We start from the raw sequence: 17,093 nt of genomic DNA, 5'->3' as shown, positions 1-17,093 counted from the left end.
ACCTAGATGAGACTAGGAATCTACTTGCCGCAAACTCTAAAATAACAGGGAAAACAAAAAATCCACCTCAACCGAGGTGGACTTCAATATTCAACTCAAAGCAAATTCAATTAAGACTTTGGCTCTGATTTCGCGTCAAACTTCTCAGACCATGCAGCTAGGATTTCTGCACGCTTGCTGCCCATTTGCGCGAAGTCCATCTTCGCCATGTTCTCTTGAACATTAGGGAAGTTAGACACAGTCGCTTTAACTTCTTTATGTGCAACCACTGGGTACATTTCTACGTAAAGCTCGTTTGCTACTTTAGAGATTGACCAGTCGACAACGCGCTTCGCTGCATCAGACTCTTTTACTAGACCAACGGCTTCTGATTCCCAGCCGATGCCTTTTGGTGTGATAACCGCTAGTGGTGCGCCTTGTGTTTTTAGCTTCGCGCCGCGGCTCGCCATCGAAATACCGATAGCCACTTCACCCATACCCGCTTGAACACATGGCTTAGAGCCAGAGTGCGTGTAGTGTGCAATATTCTTGTCTAAGTCACGCATGTAGTTCCATGCCTGATCTTCACCCATGTTTTGTAGCCAAGCAGAAACCTGCATGTAGCCAGTGCCAGAAGAAGCTGGGTTCGGCATTGCAATGTGACCTTTGTAAACCGGCTTTGTTAGGTCTTCCCAAGACGTTGGCTTAGGCAGGTTAAGTTGTTTCGCTACCGCTTCATTGAAACAAACTGCGTTAAAGAACGCATCGTTACCAAACCAAGCTTGGTTTGATTGAGGGTCGTTTAGGTTCGCATGTAGCTCTTCCAAACCTTTTGGTGTGTAAGGCTTAAGAAGACCTTCATCTTTAAGAAGTGCCATTGACGAGCCAGCCAGACCCCAAACCACTTCCGCTTGAGGGTTGTTCTTTTCTGCCAGCAATTTCGCCGTCATGATACCGGTTGAATCGCGAACCCACTTAATCTTGATATCTGGGTTATCTTTCTCAAACGCAGACTTGTATTTAGCAAGAATGTCAGTTTCGAAAGCGGTGTAAACCGTGACTTCCTGTGCTGCCATTGCATTCGTAGCTAGCAGAGAGACAAGTGCAGCCAGCGATCCTTTCATCAAACGGTTTTTCATCATTTTCTCCAGTTAATTTGGCTAAGTTTTAATTTGGTCTGTACCAGTTGACGATAACCACCCTACTGAGCCTTTGTGACGAATTTATGACCATTAAATGGCAGTTTTGCGAAAATTTGCGCTGAATAATTGTTCAATTGTTCCGCCATTTCTGGATGTTAAAGTTTTATGAAATTGGAGATTCGCCTATTTACTGCCCTTTTCTTCCTCGCTAGAGTGAACTCGAAATTTGGTGTAGACCAATTAGCCTATTCTGATGGAAATCGAGATGAAAAACGAATACCTACTACTGACTCCAGGTCCTCTATCTACTTCTGAAACGGTACGTGAAGCCATGCTAAAAGACTGGTGTACTTGGGATGATGAATACAACAAAGACATTGTAGAAGTGATCCGCACTAAGCTTGTAAAACTGGCGACGGAGCAAGACGGCTACACCAGCGTACTAATGCAAGGTAGCGGCACCGCATCAGTCGAAGCAACGATTGGCAGTGCCATTGGCAAAGATGGAAAATTGTTGGTTGTCGACAACGGTGCTTACGGTGCGCGTATCGCTCAGATCGCTGATTACCTAAATATTCCATGCCATGTCGTTTCCCCAGGCGAAACATCACAGCCACACTTGAACGAGGTGGAAACTGCATTGGCATCGGATCCTGCGATCACACACGTGGCGATTGTTCACTGTGAGACAACCACTGGCATGCTGAATCCAATTGAGGCATTTGCTTCTGCGGCAAAAGCACACGGTAAAGTCGTGATTCTCGATGCCATGTCGAGCTTTGGTGGCATTCCTATCGATATCGCAGAGCTAGGCATCGATTTTATGATCAGCTCTGCAAACAAATGTATTCAAGGCGTACCGGGTTTTGGCTTTGTGATTGCAAAAAAAACTGAGCTCGAAAAGTGCCAAGGTCAGGCACGTTCTTTAAGCCTTGATCTTTACGACCAGTGGCACTGCATGGAAGTGAACCACGGCAAATGGCGTTTCACGTCTCCAACGCACACGGTTCGCGCTTTCTACCAAGCATTACTAGAGCTGGAACAAGAAGGCGGCATTGAGGCTCGTCATCACCGTTACCAAACTAACCAGAAAACACTGGTTGCAGGTATGCGTTCTCTGGGTTTCGAACCACTACTGAGTGATGATCTGCACTCGCCAATTATCACTTCTTTCTACTCTCCGACGCACAGTGATTACCAATTCAAAGCGTTCTACACGCGTTTGAAAGAGCAAGGTTTTGTGATTTATCCGGGTAAGGTATCGAACGCAGATTGCTTCCGTATCGGCAACATTGGCGAAGTTTACCCAGCAGATATCGAGCGCTTAATCGGTGCGATTGAAAAAGCAATGTACTGGCAAGTTGCGTAAAGCAGCCTTCTGATTGAGAGAGCGTTATGACTCAGAATATCAAATCGCCTCATTTTCGTAGTGAAGGCGATGTCAACACAACACCAGCGCGCCAAGCTTGGAATGCATCGATGGACGACGAACGCACGCAAGCATTATTGAAGCGTGATTCGGAAGTCTTTCTTCATCAAGCCATGTCAACGCCTTGCTTAGATACATTGGAAGCAGCAGAAGGCATCTACATCCAAGATGCTACCGGCAAAAAGTACATGGATTTCCATGGCAATAACGTCCATCAACTGGGCTACGGTCATCCGCATGTGATTAAACGCGTGCAAGAGCAAATTGCCAAACTGCCGTTTTCACCACGTCGTTTTACCAACGAGACCGCGATTGAATGTGCCGAAAAACTCACCCAAATCTGTGGCGGCACATTGAACCGCGTGTTGTTTGCTCCGGGTGGCACATCTGCGGTTGGCATGGCACTTAAACTAGCGCGCCACATCACGGGCAACTACAAGGTGGTCTCTCTGTGGGACTCCTTCCACGGCGCATCATTGGATGCCATCTCAGTAGGTGGCGAAGCGTGTTTCCGCCAAGGCATGGGTCCATTAATGGCAGGTGTTGAGCGCATTCCACCAGCGGTGTCATACCGTGGTGCTTTCCCAGCTGCGGACGGCAGCGACGTGCATTACGCCGACTACCTTGAATACGTGATTGAGAAAGAAGGCGGCGTGGGCGCGTTTATCGCAGAAGCGGTTCGAAACACGGATGTTCAAGTGCCAAGTAAAGCCTACTGGAAACGCATCCGTGAAATCTGTGACAAACACAATGTCATGCTGATCATCGACGACATCCCTAACGGCATGGGTCGCAGCGGTGAATGGTTTACCTACCAAGCCTACGACATCGAGCCAGATATGCTCTGCATCGGTAAAGGTTTAGGTGGTGGCTTATTGCCTATCGCAGCCATGGTCACCAAAGACAAGTACAACACCGCCGAGCAAATCTCCATGGGTCATTACACTCATGAGAAAAGCCCTATTGGTTGTGCTGCAGCACTGGCAACCATGGAAGCCATTGAGCAAGACGGCTTGCTAGATAAAGTCAAAGCCGACAGCCAGTTCATGCGTGAAAAGCTGCTAGAGATGAAAGCTAAGTACCCAGTGATTGGTGATGTGCGTGGCATCGGCATGTTGTGGGGCATTGAGCTGGTCACCGACCACGAAAGCAAAGCACGCGCGTATGACGAAGCGGAAGCTGTGCTTTACCAATGCCTCAACAATGGCGTGAGCTTCAAGGTATCGCAAGGCAATGTGATTCAACTCAGCCCACCGCTGATCATCACTCGCGAACAACTGACAGAAGCGTTGGCGATCTTCGAAGAAGCCATCGCCAAAGTGTGCAAAGACTTTAACTACTTCTAACCTCAAAACCAATTGATTCAGAGCGCAGTTCCGACGTGTAGGCAAGCGCTCTGGCAAGCAAAAAAAGGATTGAACATGAGCAACTCACCAATTCAAGCAGTGATCTTTGACTGGGCTGGCACTATCGTCGATTTCGGCTCTTTTGCGCCAACCAGCATCTTTGTGGAAGCATTCAAACAAGGCTTTGATTTTGAAATCGACCTTGAAGAAGCGCGCGAACCAATGGGTCTTGGTAAGTGGGATCACATCCAAGCTGTGGGTCGTATTCCTGCGGTTGATAAGCGTTGGAATGAGAAGTTTGGTCGCTCAATGACCAGCGAAGACATCGATGCTATCTACGCAGCATTTATGCCTCTGCAAAAAGCAAAAGTGGCCGACCATGCAGACCCAATCCTTAATGCGATTGAAGTTGTGAACGGTCTGAAAGACAAAGGCATCAAGATCGGTTCTTGTTCTGGTTACCCTCGCGAAGTGATGGACGTGCTGATTCCAGTGGCAGCGAATTACGGCTACAAGCCAGATTACGTAGTAGCAACGGATGACCTACCGCAAGGTGGTCGCCCTGCACCATTTATGGCACTGAAGAACGTGATTGAGCTGAATGTTACTGACGTTAATGCGTGTATCAAAGTGGATGACGCAGCACCGGGTATCGACGAAGGTCACAACGCCGGTATGTGGACCGTTGGCTTGCTGCTTTCTGGTAACGAAGCAGGTCTAACGTTCGAAGAATACCAAGCCGCGGACGAAGCAACGCTTAATGCTGCTCGTGAAAAAGCGCGAGCAAAATTGCTCAAGAGCTCGCCCCACTACCTCATCGATACGATCGCAGACCTCCCTAGTGTGATTAAAGATATCGAGAGACGTTTGTACGTTGGTGAACGCCCTTAGTGTGTATTGGTTCTGACTAGATCTGATACTTCAATTTCAAAAGAAGACAGTTACCCACTTTGACTGAAGGCGCTGCATCCGCAATCAAAGTGAGTAACTCTGATGCTTCATACTAATCACCAAACTACCACTATCTAAACTCAACCTTACTGCGATTCAACCACTGCCTGAAAATGAGCCAGCCGCTCCCATTAATCAGAATGATAAAATGCCCAATAGAGATACATGAAAAAGCCAACTGTAATCACAGTTGGCTCAGTATTCCCCCCTTGAACTTTTAAGCCTTATATTGACTAGAGCTGTTAGTTCGGAAAGTGTTTATTTAAGAAGTCCAAAACATGAGCAACGTGCTTCTCGGTATCAAAGACAGGTGCACTGTGTCCTACACCTTCTTCAATGAAAAGTTGGTTGGTAACTCCATACTCATCAAGCTTAGCCTTAAGTATCTCACTTTGAGATAGAGGCACTCGCTTATCCAAGGTGCCGTGTAACTGTATATATGGTGGAGTATTTTCATTCACATAACTCGTCGTTGATGCTTTCTTGGCAAGCTTTGGAATATTGTTTGGAATATCTCCTAAGAAACGAGATACAGACGATTTTTTGCTTGTTTTCTTGCCACCTTTATTACTTAACTCAAGTAAATCGGTAGGGCCAAAAAAGCTTACTACGGCTGAGACCTTGTACTTTGGTGGCTCATAGAAATCTACTTGGTTGTATGCCGAGTTAGTCGCACCAATAAAGCCAGCGAGGTGCCCGCCAGCAGAACGTCCCATGATCACAACATTGTCCGCTTTAATACCGAGCTTTTCAGCATTGTCGTACAAATAGTTCAGTGCATCATTAATGTCTTGTACTGGTTGAGGGAAGATCGCTTCTCCACTTAAGCGATAATCAACTGAAGCTAGCGCATAACCTTCATTCAACACAGACTGAAGTAATAATGGGTTCTTTTCTGGGATGGCGTCTTTGCTCCCACGTTTCCATGCACCACCATGTACCCAGACCAATAACGGGTACTGAGTATTTGATCCAACCGAAGGAGTATAAAGATCGAGTTTAATCTCTCTCTCACCTACAGTTTTGAACAAGATATCCTTCTCTACATTGAACTCCCCAGCCAAACAGACAAAGGGCATAAGTAGCAGAGAGGTCATCGCAGACTTAATTTTCGTATTCATTGTTTTATTATTCGCTTAAAAAAGTGAGTAGATTAGAAAGTCGCTTCAGCCGCTAACCAGTAGCGTCGGCCATCTTCAATGTAGCCAAACTCTTCCTCTGTGGTTTGCTCATCGAACAAGTTATAAACCGCTGCCATTAACTTCACATTCTTAGTTACACGCCAGTTCACACTGAGATCCACGTAAGTAATAGAAGGTGCCAACGTTCTTGTGCTATCACTAGTGATGTTGTTTTTCTCTTTGCCTTGATAGTTCATGCGGGCCCATGAAGCAACATCATCACGCACTGCCCAATCACCATTAAGTGAGAAGTGTAGTGGTCAACACCATCAAGCTTCCAGTAGGTGGTATAGTACATAAATCTCTAAAGTTTGTGGTAAGTGTTTTCGATACTACAAGGCACTATTGAAACACAAGTCTGGTAGCAGGACAGTTTCCGTGCTAACACGAAAAGGGGCAGAAACAAGTCAACACGAACCTTGCAGACTTAAGGGCACAAAATGAACTACAGAAGTCAATAGAGCGAGTAATGGAGGTACCGTCATGCGCTGCTTTGCGATGGTCTATCCAACATATAATAACAAAAAAAAGCGAGCACAAAGCTCGCTTCTATCCATCCGATTTTAAATGAAATTAAAGCAATTCAACCGACTGTTGGGCAATCAAAAATTCTTCATTGGTCGGGTTTCTATTAGTATCGCACCTACTAACAGGGATTTGGACAGAAATGTTTTATATGGTTTACTAAGGTATGGAAAAATTTATTGTGCAATATTGATAGTGCAGACGACTCGCTTTCTCAGCGTATTTCCATGAGTTAGCTCATGCCTATTTTCAACCGTCAACAAACTGTAATGAAAGCATGATAAATGTCGAATTTAGTAATCCTAAACATCTGCAGGGCAATTGATGAAAATATTATTTGTGTGCAAACATAATGCAAGCAGAAGCATTTTGGCTGAAGCAATTGCAAAAAAATACCTGCCTGAAAATTTCCAAATCGCAAGTGGCGGTAGCCATCCTAAGGGTCAGATCAATCCTCGTATTGCACAATACCTTGATATGCTTGGTTTTGATGCCTCTGAGTTTCACAGCACGTCATGGGAAGAAAGGCTGAGCTTCCATCCAGATCTAATAATTACTGTGTGTGACACAATGCACAATGAAACTTGCCCAAACTGGTTATCTGCTGGTATTCGTGTTGCTTGGGATCTTGAGCCATTGCCTAATTATGAAGCTTCAGTCTCCGAATTTAACAAGCAGTGCGATAAAGTATACTCCTCTCTAAAACGAAGAATTGAAGCTCTTGCAAACATCGATTTTCAAAATCTCGATTCTGAAGAAATAAAACAGCATGTGCTCGATCTGAAATCAATGTAGATAAGTGTATACGTAACGAACTGATACTACTTCATTAACGTTTTTTATAGCTCTCGCTTATTCGATGACTTGAGGCTAAAAAATAATGCCAGCAATCGTAGCTGGCATTGGTGAACAAATCTGCTTAGTTTTATTTATTGCTGAGCCAGTTTTTGATTTGTACCTATAGGCAGCCAAAACGAAATAATGGTCGTTAATGCTAAGAAGGCAAAGGATACCCATAGACAGGCTGAGAAGCCCCACATTTGGAACACCCATCCAGATAGAACCGTCCCTATCAAACGTCCCATTGCGTTTGCCATGTAGTAGAAACCGACATCCAGAGAAACACCATCGCCCTTGGCATAGCTGACTATTAGGTACGAGTGTAAAGATGAGTTAACCGCAAACACAGCGCCAAAGATCATCAGTCCAACGACAATCACCACTTCTGGGTGCCATTGTTGCTGAATACTATAAGCAATCACGCCAGTCACAATAGACAATATCAGCGCCCACACTATCGCGGCTTTACCATCAGGCGCATGCCCCGACTTACTGCCTGTGATCTTTGGTGCAATCCCTTGAATGATACCGTAACCGATAACCCAAATAGCCAAGAATCCACCTACGGCGCTATGATCCCATCCAAATACAGATCCCAAATAAATAGGCAGTGCAATCACAAACCAAACGTCACGCGCACCGAACAAAAACATACGAGCAGCAGATAGAATGTTCACGCTGCTCGATTTGGAAAAAATTTCAGAGAACTTAGGTTTATTTTTCGCTTTGCCAAGATCGGATTTAAGGCTAATCACACTTCCGATAAAGACCAGTAAAAGAACACCCGCCATCGAAGCTACCGCATATTGGAAGCCAATCATCGATAACAACGCACCACCTAAGAAAAATCCTGCACCTTTTAGCGCGTTTTTAGAGCCTGTAAGTATGGCAATCCACTTATACAATGCTCCTTGTGCATTCTCTGGCACCAAGGTTTTGATGGAGCTTTTCGCGCTCATCTTGTTTAGATCTTTGGCAATACCTGACAAGGCTTGTGCAGCCATGACCCATGGAATTGAGAGCCAACTTGCAGGAACGGCCAGCATTGAAAGAGCGATGATTTGCATTCCCAAGCCAATATTCATCGTTCGGTTCAAACCAAGACGAGCACCTAGCCAGCCACCGATGAGGTTCGTGACAACGCCAAAGAATTCATAAAAAAGAAACAGGGAGGCGATCTCTAAGGTTGAATACCCCAAGTCATAAAAATAGAGCACCACCAACATACGTAGTGCGCCATCGGTAACGGTGAAATTCCAATAGTTAAATGTGACCAACATGTACTGGCGGACATTTTGGTTGAGCTTCGACAACATATTTACTCTCTTTAAAAAAAGAGCCGCCTTAGGCAGCTCTTTAAGGCTTTTACTGATTAGCAAATTGGTGGATGTACTCAACTTGTACATCTTTGGTAAATGCGCCAGGTCTTAACGACTGGACATGGGTGATGATTTCTTGCAGATCCCAACCTTTCTCTAGCAAAAGATGGGCAGCAAGCAAACCTGTCCGTCCCGATCCCCCCATGCAATGCATCGCTATCTTTTCGCCATGTTCTATAGCTTTGTGTAGCGAAGGGGCTATATGTTTCCAGCGAGCCTGAAAATCTTCACCTGGAGCACAGTCATCTTCTATCGGTGTGTGAAACCATTGCAAACCTGCTTTTTCGACAATATTAGGCAGATCGCCAACGCCTTTTTCTTGCATTTCATGAGTGCTCAGTGCTGTAACAACGACAGTTACACCTTGAGATTTGAGTTGATCAATACTGTCACTTAACGACGCTTTTTTAGTGCCAGGGCAAGGAGTTAGTACTAACGCTGCGTTATTGTCTTCAACAGGCAGTTCCCACGTAGGATGTGTCATTTGTTTGCTTCCTTATGCTAGGCCGACTTTACGAACAAGTTCTGCGGTACGTGTTGCGTAACCCATTTCGTTGTCATACCACGCATAGATTTTAACCATACGCTTGCCAACCACCATAGTTGAAAGCGCATCGACAATCGTTGAACGTTGGTCCCCTTTGTAATCAATAGAGACAAGAGGGCGTTCTTCGAAACCAAGTATGCCTTTCAGTTCATTCTGCGACGCTTCTTTAAGTAAGTCGTTAACCTCTTCAGCCGTAGTGTCACGCTTAACATCAAAAATAATGTCGGTTAAAGAGGCGTTAGCTAACGGCACGCGCACTGCATGACCATCAATTTTTCCTTTAAGTTCAGGGAAAATTTCGATAATCGCTTTCGCAGAACCTGTAGTTGTTGGGATCAAACTCATACCACAAGCACGCGCACGGCGCAGGTCTTTATGCGGAGCATCGAGAATAGTTTGGGTGTTAGTGAGGTCGTGGATCGTTGTAAATGACGACTGCTCAATACCGAGCTTCTCATGAATCACTTTCACCACAGGTGCAATGCAGTTTGTGGTACAAGAGGCAGCGGTCACAATCTGGTGTTTTTCTGGGTCAAAAATGTGGTCGTTAACACCAACAACAATGTTAGCAATCCCATCCTCTTTTACTGGGGCGGAAACCACCACACGTTTAACACCTTGTGCCAGATACAGATTTAAGTACTCAGATTTACGGTGCTTACCCGTTGCTTCAATCACCACGTCACAACCTGACCAATCTACCGCATCGATGGCTTTCTCTTGTGAGGTAGCAATGCTTTTACCGTTGATGATGATGGCGTTACCTTCACTCGCCACTTCGTGGTGCCAGCGACCTTGCACTGAGTCAAACTCAAGCAGGTGAGCTAAGGTTGCCGCATCACCTGCCACATCGTTAATCTGAACGAACTCGATTTCAGGCCAATCAAACGACGCTCTCAGCGCTAAACGTCCAATACGACCGAATCCATTAATTCCTACTTTGATAGACATCTTATTTTCCTTTAAACACAACATTCTGGACGAGACTTCATCTCGGATAAGCGTTGAATATCTTGCTGGTATTCTGCTTTTAGGCAGTTAGAGTCAACTAGCCCTTGGATCTGTTTTCTCATCCAACCAGGAAGCTGGTCCGATAAGCGGTAAAAAACCCATTGCCCCTGACGGGTATCAACCACCACACCACTTGAACGTAGCAATGCAAGGTGGCGAGAAATTTTGGGCTGGCTTTCGTTAAGGGCTTCTGTCAGTTCCCCGACACAGACCTTTTCTTCACGGGCAATCATCAACAAGCAACGAACCCGCGTTTCATCTGAAATTAATTTAAAAAACTGGTGAGGTAACATGCTCAGTCCTGCGGTATATGTATATGCGTATATATTATTTTATATATAAGATCTGTCAACAAAAAATGCAGGAACGTTACAGGATGACATCGCAACGAGAGGAGAAATAGCTAATGTGATTCTGTAGTTCTTCCATTGCATTTTGATTACAAGTCACTTCCCAATAAAGGTTTTTTTGATATGCCTCTCTACGCCGTCCAACTCGATGCATCGCGTAGTTGATGTCAATGACATAGTCATAGCCAGGCTCTATCTCAGCCGAGGCATCTAAAAAGAGATAACCAAAATATCCAAAGCAATCCAGCGTATCGCCGCAGTCTTCTTCGTTGGGCAACCTTTCATAGCTGATGTGATATCGATCACTAGAACGACTAAAAAGAAGCTGCGCAGCAATACAAGCCAGATCGGAGGTTGGGTAGCTAATGAAATGTACAGTTCTCTTATCCATTCTGGCATTCTCATCAATAAGTAAGATTCCACAGTTGTAAAAACATACAGTATATTTTTAGGTTCGTACATATGGATACATGCATATTTAAATAAACAGACACAAAAGCGTCACAAATGAGTAGTAACGTAACCATCGAAGTTATCAATGACGCAAAACATGGAGATAAGTCATGAAACATACTTTGTCAGCAGCCTTAGTTGGCGCGACGTTACTCGCAGCTAGTCAAGGCGCATTCGCTCGTGATCTGGTTAAAATTGATGGCTCTAGTACAGTTTTCCCTATTACTGAGGCGATGGCTGAAGAGTTTCAGATTGCAGAGAAAGGTAAAACCATGGTCACCGTTGGTATTTCTGGTACTGGCGGTGGTTTTAAAAAGTTCTGTCGCGGTGAAACGGACATTTCGAATGCCTCTCGACCAATTAAGGATTCTGAGCGCAAGCTGTGTGCTGAAAACGGCATTGAGTTTATCGAACTACCAGCAGCACTTGATGCGCTGACTGTGGTTATCAACCCGAAAAATGATTGGGTTAAACACCTGAACGTCGAAGATCTGAAAAAGGCTTGGGAACCAGCGGCTCAAGGTAAGGTTATGACATGGAAGCAAATGAATCCTGCTTTCCCTAATCGACCACTTAAACTTTTTGGTCCTGGTACGGACTCTGGTACTTATGATTACTTCCTTGAAGCGATTGTTGAAGGCAAGTCTAGCCGTGGCGATTTCACCGCCAGCGAAGACGACAACATCATCGTACAAGGGGTCTCTAATGACGTTGATGCACTGGGTTTCTTTGGTTTGGCTTACTATGAAGAAAACAAAGACAAACTAAAAGCCGCACCAATTAGTTGGAAAGGGAGTCAACCTGTAGCGCCAAGTGTTGAAAATGCGAAGAATGCAACTTACCAACCACTCTCTCGTCCAATTTTCATCTACGTGAATAAAAAATCAGCCGATGAAAAAGCGCACGTTGAGCGTTTCGTAGACTTCTATATGGATACTTCACATGCTCCTGAGCTGGTAAAAGAAGTTGGCTATGTCCCACTACCTGACAAAGCCTACCAGTTAGCGCAACAAAACTTTAAGCAACGTCGTACGGGTTCTGTTTTCCACGGAGCCGAAGTCGGTGTCGGTATTGAAGAGCTGTTAGCTCGTACTCCTAAGTAAGTCATTATTGTATTGATTCATGGAGGGAAGCTTTGCTGCCCTCCTTGTTCTCTTTACGCAGGCAATGAATATGAATACTACTCAATCCAGTTCTTCAAGCCTCTTGGTCTCTGAAGCCTTTTTAAAGCGACGTGCATTTTGGAATGTGGTGAGCCGTTACCTTCTTCTGGCTGCGGCTCTGGCTTCCATTTTTGTTACAGTGGGTATTGTGTATGTGCTGGTTTCAGAATCATTACCCTTTTTTCAGCATGTATCGATTCTCGATTTTCTCACTGACACTCAGTGGACACCGATGTTTGCTAATGCGCACTTTGGTGTGATGACGTTAGTCTCAGCAACACTCACCGTGGCTGGTATCGCTCTTGGTGTCGCCATTCCTGCAGGGATTGGCCTTGCCATTTATCTGAGTGAGTACGCCAGCAACCGAGTACGAGAAGTGGTTAAACCTTTCTTGGAGCTTTTAGAAGGCGTACCAACGGTTGTTTATGGCTTCTTTGCGCTACTTTTTGTTACGCCGCTACTGCAAACTTTCATTCCAAGCCTGTCAGGTTTTAACTTGTTAGCGCCAGGTATTGTGATGGGGATAATGATCCTACCGTATACGGCCTCAGTGAGTGAGGATGCGATGCGCTCTGTGCCTATGCACTTAAGAGAGGCAGGCTATGCATTGGGCTATTCTCGCTTTCGTGTTGCAACACATATCGTGATACCTGCTGCCTTATCTGGCATTACTGCCGCTTGTATTCTAGGTATGTCACGTGCGGTTGGTGAAACTATGGTTGTAGCGATTGCAGCGGGTCAAAACCCACGATTTGGTTTTGACCCAACCGAAGGTGCTGCCACCATCACATCATTCATCGTACAGATGGCGATGGGAGATTTACCTCATGGCACGATTGCCTATCAGTCTGTCTTTGCCGCAGGCTTAGTACTTTTCATCATCACTCTGATTTTTAACATCCTCGGTTTCTACCTACGCCGTCGATTCAGAGAGGTTTACTAATGCAGAACACCACTTTAACTCTCGACCAAATCGTCCGTAAAAATAAACAAGCCGATCTCACCGTAGCAACGATTGGGATCATTATCCTACTTACTGCGATGTCACTGCTGGTCAGTGTTTTTGCCGAGCTGATTTATTCTGGTTTTCCTCGTCTTTTTGACGCTGACTTTTATACCAACTTCCCTTCACGACACCCAGAGCGTGCGGGTATTTTATCTGCATGGGTTGGCACCAGTCTTGTGATGTTGGTGACGGCTTGTATCGCCATCCCCTTTGGGGTCGCCGCAGGGTTGTATCTTGAAGAGTATGCGCCAAAGAACTGGCTGACTAATATCATTGAAATCAACGTCAGTAACTTAGCGGGCGTGCCTTCCATTATCTATGGCTTACTTGCTTTGGGCTTGTTTATTTATGGTTTTGGTTTAGGGGAAAGCATCATTACGGCGGGCTTAGTCCTCGCGCTACTGATCCTTCCTGTCATCATCGTATCGACACGAGAATCGATTCGCAGCATTCCTCAGGAGCTACGTGAAGCCGCTTATGGTCTGGGAGCTGACCAATGGCAAACTGTGCGCATGTACATATTGCCCGCTGCAAGACCTGGTATTTTAACTGGCACGATAGTTGGATTGGCTCGTGCTATTGGTGAAGCAGCACCTGTTATTACCATTGGTGCGCTAACCTTTATTGCCTTTTTGCCCAGTTCACCTTTCCAAAGTGAGTTCCCATTTATCAATTTTGAGTGGTTGTCCAGCCCGTTCACTTTGATGCCTATCCAGCTATTTAACTGGGTGTCCCGCCCCCAAGCGGAGTTCCACATTAACGCTGCTGCGACAGGTGTTGTGCTCATGGCGATGACAATATTGATGAATGGTATTGCCATTTATATCCGATACCGACTGCGTCGTAACCTGAAGTAAGAGAGAACCAAACAATGACGACACAAACCATTTCAACTTTCTCTAGCCAATCAGCGGCAACCGAGCAAGACAGCGTGAAACGCAGTTCAACGATATCGGCTGCTTCCTCAATGAAAGAGACGCTTCGTGCAGAAGTCAAAAACCTCAATTTCTGGTACGGCGGTAAGGTTCATGCTTTGCACAATGTCAATTTACCGATTGCGGATAAAAAGATCACCGCATTGATTGGCCCATCTGGCTGCGGCAAGAGTACACTGTTGCGCAGCTTTAACCGAATGCATGACCTCTATCCAGGCAATCGCTATGAAGGAGAAATCCTGTTGCATCCTGGTGCTCACAATCTGATTGATATGGATCCTGGCTTAGTCCGTTTAACGGTCGGCATGGTGTTCCAAAAGCCCAACCCTTTCCCGAAAAGCATTTATGAAAATGTGGTGGCTGGGCTGCGTATTCGCGGTGTCAGTAACAAAGCCGAGCTTGATGCTCGTGCAGAAGAGTCGCTACGAGGTGCAGCGATTTGGGATGAAGTCAAAGACAGACTTCACACCTCTGCCTATGGGTTATCTGGAGGGCAACAACAACGCCTTTGTATCGCGCGAGCATTAGCGCCAAAGCCAGATTTGTTGCTACTGGATGAGCCGACATCGGCATTAGATCCGATCGCAACAGCCAAGATTGAAGACCTACTGAGCGACTTGCACAAAGAGACTACGGTAGTCATGGTAACGCACAACATGCAACAAGCAGCGCGTATCTCTCACTATACCGCTTATATGCATATGGGCGAAATGGTCGAATTTGCGCCAACAGATACCTTGTTCACGTCACCAGCAAAAGAGAAGACTCGCGACTACATCACAGGCCGTTTTGGTTAGGAAGATAAAATGGAAAATCATACACTAAAGAAATTTGATCGTGACTTAGAACAGATAAAAACCGAACTCAATGAACTCGCCAGCATTGTGTTAAAAGAGTTCGAGCAAGCGATTGATGTCTTTGATAAACCTAATACTGAGCTAGCCGATAACATTGTTGCTCAAGACCTTATCGCCAACCAGTGCTTGAGTAACATCGAGCAACATGGGGCCAGAGTATTAGCTCGTCAACATGCCGTAGCCGATGACCTGCGCTTTATTCTCTCATCAATGCGCATCGCACCCAGGTTAGAACGTGTCGGTGATTATGCAAAATCGATGGCGGTAAAATCGAGTCAATTCAAGCAAGTTATTCCTGATGAACTTAATGAGATATTCCACCAGATGCATTTACACCTAGTGACAATGCTGCGTAGTGTCATTGAGGCATACAATACTAAAAATGCCACTCAGGCGAATGTTGTCTGGGAAGGCGATGATACGCTCGATGCCTATTATCGAGATGTATACACACTACTCATTCAGGGCTTTAACCAGCAAAACACTTCATCTCAACAACTGGTTGAACTGTTGTTCATTGCGAAAGGGCTAGAGCGAGCTGGCGATCATATCAGTGACATAGCCACAGATGTACAGTTTATGGTGAATGGCGCTTAAAAGCGCACTTTATGAGAGTCACGAAAGTTTAATGGTTCTATCAGTAGCTACCAATTATCTATCGCCTGTTTCTAAAGCCTTCCTTACGGAAGGCTTTTATCATTCATATTGTGTTAACGAGATAACCAATTAATCACGCTCTCGGAGCTTGGGATCCCACCTGCGTGAACCACTTCTTCATCCATGACAACGCCTGGTGTAGACATCACGCCATAATTCATGATCGTTTCAAGGTCGGTTACTTTTTCAACCGAAACATCAACGCCTTGCTCTGCCGCAACTTTCTCAATCAGTTTCGCGGTATTAACGCAGTTGGCACAACCTGACCCTAGTACTTTAAATGCTTTCATGTTTATCTCCTAAAATTGCCAGAACAGTAAGTTAAATATCCACCCCATAACAGTAAATGCTGTCAGCAGTAGACTAAAAAGAAGTCCCAGTAAGCGCCATTGCATCACTTGTTTTAGCATGACAAATTCAGGGACACTTGCAGCGACAGTGCTCATACAAAACGCTAATGTCGTACCAATGGGAAGACCATTTCTCAGTAAACTCTCCATGATAGGAATCACCCCCGTGGCATTGGAATACAAAGGGATACCAATTAAGACTGAAGCTGGAACCGACCACCACTGACCTGCGCCTAAGTGGGCTTCTATCCAGCCATCAGGTACAAAACCATGTAAGCCTGCACCTATACCCACGCCAATAAACACCCATTTCCAAACCCGACCGATGATTTCAACCATTTCTTGTTTGGCGAACTGATGTCGATACAAAAGCGTGATTGCAGACTCTTCGTTACTAACGTTCAGATTTCCCTGAGTATGCTGTTGGGCTTGGGCTTTCTGCATGGCTTTTGCTGCAAATGGCTGTAACCAACGCTCTGCTCCTATCAGATCCAGCAACCAGCCACTCAACATCCCGATAAGCATTCCAATCAGGACGTACATGATGGTGAATTTCCACCCAAGTAGGCTAAACAGAAGCAATACTGCGATTTCATTGATCAATGGCGAGGTAATCAAAAATGCCATGGTGATCCCAAGTGGGATACCTGCGGAGGTAAAGCCAAGAAAAACGGGAATGCTTGAACATGAGCAGAATGGGGTGATCGCCCCGAAAACACTCCCCGTCACATAGCCAAAAAGACGGCGCTTTCCCGCAAGATAGTGTCGTACTTTTTCAACATTTAAAGAAGCGCGGAACAAAGCAATGACATAAATCATGACGACCAGCAACGCCATGATTTTACTAGTGTCTTCTATAAAAAAATGAATAGTATCTGCCAGCTTAGTACCTTGCTGCATAGCAAATAACTGGTAGGTCATCCAATCAGCAAGATGGGTAAAGACTTCAAACATATCGGCTCCTTCAACCTCGTTATTTATTTCTTTTGTGA

Annotated in this window: 19 protein-coding genes; 9 read left to right on the top strand and 10 right to left on the bottom strand. The window is 45.3% G+C overall.

Annotation, left to right across the window (positions count from 1 at the left end; all coding sequences use genetic code 11):
• Positions 1 to 110 precede the first annotated feature (110 nt).
• Positions 111 to 1,121: a putative 2-aminoethylphosphonate ABC transporter substrate-binding protein gene (locus tag AC6R0S_RS05635; RefSeq protein ID WP_138955325.1), complete on the bottom strand. Its 1,011-nt coding sequence runs from the start codon at positions 1,119 to 1,121 to the stop codon at positions 111 to 113.
• A 265-nt stretch (positions 1,122 to 1,386) separates the two neighbouring features.
• On the opposite strand from AC6R0S_RS05635, the gene phnW reads away from it, so the two are divergent.
• From phnW to phnX, 3 genes are all read left to right on the top strand, one after another.
• On the top strand, positions 1,387 to 2,490 hold the full coding sequence (gene phnW / locus AC6R0S_RS05630) for a 2-aminoethylphosphonate--pyruvate transaminase (RefSeq protein ID WP_500629534.1): 1,104 nt from the start codon (positions 1,387 to 1,389) through the stop codon (positions 2,488 to 2,490).
• Positions 2,491 to 2,516: 26 nt separating this feature from the next.
• Positions 2,517 to 3,896: an aspartate aminotransferase family protein gene (locus tag AC6R0S_RS05625; RefSeq protein WP_500637425.1), complete on the top strand. Its 1,380-nt coding sequence runs from the start codon at positions 2,517 to 2,519 to the stop codon at positions 3,894 to 3,896.
• A 75-nt stretch (positions 3,897 to 3,971) separates the two neighbouring features.
• Positions 3,972 to 4,787: a phosphonoacetaldehyde hydrolase gene (gene phnX / locus AC6R0S_RS05620; protein WP_500637424.1), complete on the top strand. Its 816-nt coding sequence runs from the start codon at positions 3,972 to 3,974 to the stop codon at positions 4,785 to 4,787.
• A 302-nt stretch (positions 4,788 to 5,089) separates the two neighbouring features.
• Here phnX and AC6R0S_RS05615 read toward each other — a convergent pair whose 3' ends face one another.
• Together AC6R0S_RS05615 and AC6R0S_RS05610 are read right to left on the bottom strand one after the other, a co-directional pair.
• Complete coding sequence (locus tag AC6R0S_RS05615; RefSeq protein ID WP_500637423.1) at positions 5,090 to 5,968, bottom strand: alpha/beta hydrolase fold domain-containing protein; 879 nt, start codon at positions 5,966 to 5,968, stop codon at positions 5,090 to 5,092.
• Between the two features lie 32 nt (positions 5,969 to 6,000).
• Positions 6,001 to 6,255, bottom strand: coding sequence for a hypothetical protein (locus AC6R0S_RS05610; protein ID WP_500637422.1), 255 nt, complete (start codon positions 6,253 to 6,255; stop codon positions 6,001 to 6,003).
• A gap of 622 nt (positions 6,256 to 6,877) precedes the next feature.
• Between AC6R0S_RS05610 and AC6R0S_RS05605 the strand changes: the two genes are divergently transcribed.
• Positions 6,878 to 7,348: an arsenate-mycothiol transferase ArsC gene (locus tag AC6R0S_RS05605; protein WP_500637421.1), complete on the top strand. Its 471-nt coding sequence runs from the start codon at positions 6,878 to 6,880 to the stop codon at positions 7,346 to 7,348.
• 134 nt (positions 7,349 to 7,482) lie between these two features.
• Here AC6R0S_RS05605 and arsJ read toward each other — a convergent pair whose 3' ends face one another.
• From arsJ to AC6R0S_RS05580, 5 genes are all read right to left on the bottom strand, one after another.
• The gene (gene arsJ, locus AC6R0S_RS05600; RefSeq protein ID WP_500637440.1) at positions 7,483 to 8,709 is read right to left on the bottom strand and encodes an organoarsenical effux MFS transporter ArsJ; all 1,227 of its coding nucleotides are present in this window, start codon (positions 8,707 to 8,709) and stop codon (positions 7,483 to 7,485) included.
• 49 nt (positions 8,710 to 8,758) lie between these two features.
• Positions 8,759 to 9,256, bottom strand: a complete 498-nt coding sequence (locus tag AC6R0S_RS05595; protein WP_500637420.1) for a cyclin-dependent kinase inhibitor 3 family protein — start codon at positions 9,254 to 9,256, stop codon at positions 8,759 to 8,761.
• Between the two features lie 12 nt (positions 9,257 to 9,268).
• Positions 9,269 to 10,270: an ArsJ-associated glyceraldehyde-3-phosphate dehydrogenase gene (locus AC6R0S_RS05590; protein WP_500630740.1), complete on the bottom strand. Its 1,002-nt coding sequence runs from the start codon at positions 10,268 to 10,270 to the stop codon at positions 9,269 to 9,271.
• Between the two features lie 11 nt (positions 10,271 to 10,281).
• Entirely contained in the window at positions 10,282 to 10,623 is a 342-nt protein-coding gene (locus tag AC6R0S_RS05585) for a metalloregulator ArsR/SmtB family transcription factor (RefSeq protein ID WP_500626700.1), read from the bottom strand.
• Positions 10,624 to 10,699: 76 nt separating this feature from the next.
• Complete coding sequence (locus tag AC6R0S_RS05580) at positions 10,700 to 11,071, bottom strand: hypothetical protein (protein ID WP_500637419.1); 372 nt, start codon at positions 11,069 to 11,071, stop codon at positions 10,700 to 10,702.
• 172 nt (positions 11,072 to 11,243) lie between these two features.
• Between AC6R0S_RS05580 and AC6R0S_RS05575 the strand changes: the two genes are divergently transcribed.
• The 5 genes from AC6R0S_RS05575 (at position 11,244) to phoU (ending at position 15,691) form a co-directional block, all read left to right on the top strand.
• Positions 11,244 to 12,236 (top strand): PstS family phosphate ABC transporter substrate-binding protein, encoded by a 993-nt coding sequence (locus tag AC6R0S_RS05575; protein WP_500637418.1) that lies wholly within the window; start codon positions 11,244 to 11,246, stop codon positions 12,234 to 12,236.
• A 70-nt stretch (positions 12,237 to 12,306) separates the two neighbouring features.
• Positions 12,307 to 13,239: a phosphate ABC transporter permease subunit PstC gene (gene pstC, locus AC6R0S_RS05570; protein ID WP_102969023.1), complete on the top strand. Its 933-nt coding sequence runs from the start codon at positions 12,307 to 12,309 to the stop codon at positions 13,237 to 13,239.
• Positions 13,239 to 14,159: a phosphate ABC transporter permease PstA gene (gene pstA, locus AC6R0S_RS05565; protein WP_500626703.1), complete on the top strand. Its 921-nt coding sequence runs from the start codon at positions 13,239 to 13,241 to the stop codon at positions 14,157 to 14,159. The genes pstC and pstA overlap by 1 nt, the downstream gene beginning before the upstream one ends.
• Before the next feature lie 110 nt (positions 14,160 to 14,269).
• Complete coding sequence (pstB, locus tag AC6R0S_RS05560; protein ID WP_500637439.1) at positions 14,270 to 15,034, top strand: phosphate ABC transporter ATP-binding protein PstB; 765 nt, start codon at positions 14,270 to 14,272, stop codon at positions 15,032 to 15,034.
• Between the two features lie 9 nt (positions 15,035 to 15,043).
• Complete coding sequence (gene phoU, locus AC6R0S_RS05555) at positions 15,044 to 15,691, top strand: phosphate signaling complex protein PhoU (protein WP_500637417.1); 648 nt, start codon at positions 15,044 to 15,046, stop codon at positions 15,689 to 15,691.
• A 113-nt stretch (positions 15,692 to 15,804) separates the two neighbouring features.
• Here the strand turns inward: phoU and AC6R0S_RS05550 are convergent, their stop codons facing one another.
• Together AC6R0S_RS05550 and AC6R0S_RS05545 are read right to left on the bottom strand one after the other, a co-directional pair.
• Positions 15,805 to 16,041, bottom strand: coding sequence for a thioredoxin family protein (locus AC6R0S_RS05550; protein WP_161441081.1), 237 nt, complete (start codon positions 16,039 to 16,041; stop codon positions 15,805 to 15,807).
• A gap of 9 nt (positions 16,042 to 16,050) precedes the next feature.
• A complete protein-coding gene (locus AC6R0S_RS05545) occupies positions 16,051 to 17,055 on the bottom strand; it encodes a permease (RefSeq protein ID WP_500629546.1) in 1,005 nt (334 codons plus the stop codon).
• Positions 17,056 to 17,093 lie beyond the last annotated feature (38 nt).

The organism is Vibrio sp. R15-SG3-ISO1B (assembly GCF_059833835.1).
This window is presented reverse-complemented; position numbering and strand designations above follow the sequence as displayed.

Coding starts and splice junctions, on each gene's coding strand:
- AC6R0S_RS05635 (WP_138955325.1), bottom strand. CDS start 1,121: ATGATGAAAAACCGTTTGATGAAAGGATCGCTGGCTGCACTTGTCTCT.
- phnW (WP_500629534.1), top strand. CDS start 1,387: ATGAAAAACGAATACCTACTACTGACTCCAGGTCCTCTATCTACTTCT.
- AC6R0S_RS05625 (WP_500637425.1), top strand. CDS start 2,517: ATGACTCAGAATATCAAATCGCCTCATTTTCGTAGTGAAGGCGATGTC.
- phnX (WP_500637424.1), top strand. CDS start 3,972: ATGAGCAACTCACCAATTCAAGCAGTGATCTTTGACTGGGCTGGCACT.
- AC6R0S_RS05615 (WP_500637423.1), bottom strand. CDS start 5,968: ATGAATACGAAAATTAAGTCTGCGATGACCTCTCTGCTACTTATGCCC.
- AC6R0S_RS05605 (WP_500637421.1), top strand. CDS start 6,878: ATGAAAATATTATTTGTGTGCAAACATAATGCAAGCAGAAGCATTTTG.
- arsJ (WP_500637440.1), bottom strand. CDS start 8,709: ATGTTGTCGAAGCTCAACCAAAATGTCCGCCAGTACATGTTGGTCACA.
- AC6R0S_RS05595 (WP_500637420.1), bottom strand. CDS start 9,256: ATGACACATCCTACGTGGGAACTGCCTGTTGAAGACAATAACGCAGCG.
- AC6R0S_RS05590 (WP_500630740.1), bottom strand. CDS start 10,270: ATGTCTATCAAAGTAGGAATTAATGGATTCGGTCGTATTGGACGTTTA.
- AC6R0S_RS05585 (WP_500626700.1), bottom strand. CDS start 10,623: ATGTTACCTCACCAGTTTTTTAAATTAATTTCAGATGAAACGCGGGTT.
- AC6R0S_RS05580 (WP_500637419.1), bottom strand. CDS start 11,071: ATGGATAAGAGAACTGTACATTTCATTAGCTACCCAACCTCCGATCTG.
- AC6R0S_RS05575 (WP_500637418.1), top strand. CDS start 11,244: ATGAAACATACTTTGTCAGCAGCCTTAGTTGGCGCGACGTTACTCGCA.
- pstC (WP_102969023.1), top strand. CDS start 12,307: ATGAATACTACTCAATCCAGTTCTTCAAGCCTCTTGGTCTCTGAAGCC.
- pstA (WP_500626703.1), top strand. CDS start 13,239: ATGCAGAACACCACTTTAACTCTCGACCAAATCGTCCGTAAAAATAAA.
- pstB (WP_500637439.1), top strand. CDS start 14,270: ATGAAAGAGACGCTTCGTGCAGAAGTCAAAAACCTCAATTTCTGGTAC.
- phoU (WP_500637417.1), top strand. CDS start 15,044: ATGGAAAATCATACACTAAAGAAATTTGATCGTGACTTAGAACAGATA.
- AC6R0S_RS05550 (WP_161441081.1), bottom strand. CDS start 16,041: ATGAAAGCATTTAAAGTACTAGGGTCAGGTTGTGCCAACTGCGTTAAT.
- AC6R0S_RS05545 (WP_500629546.1), bottom strand. CDS start 17,055: ATGTTTGAAGTCTTTACCCATCTTGCTGATTGGATGACCTACCAGTTA.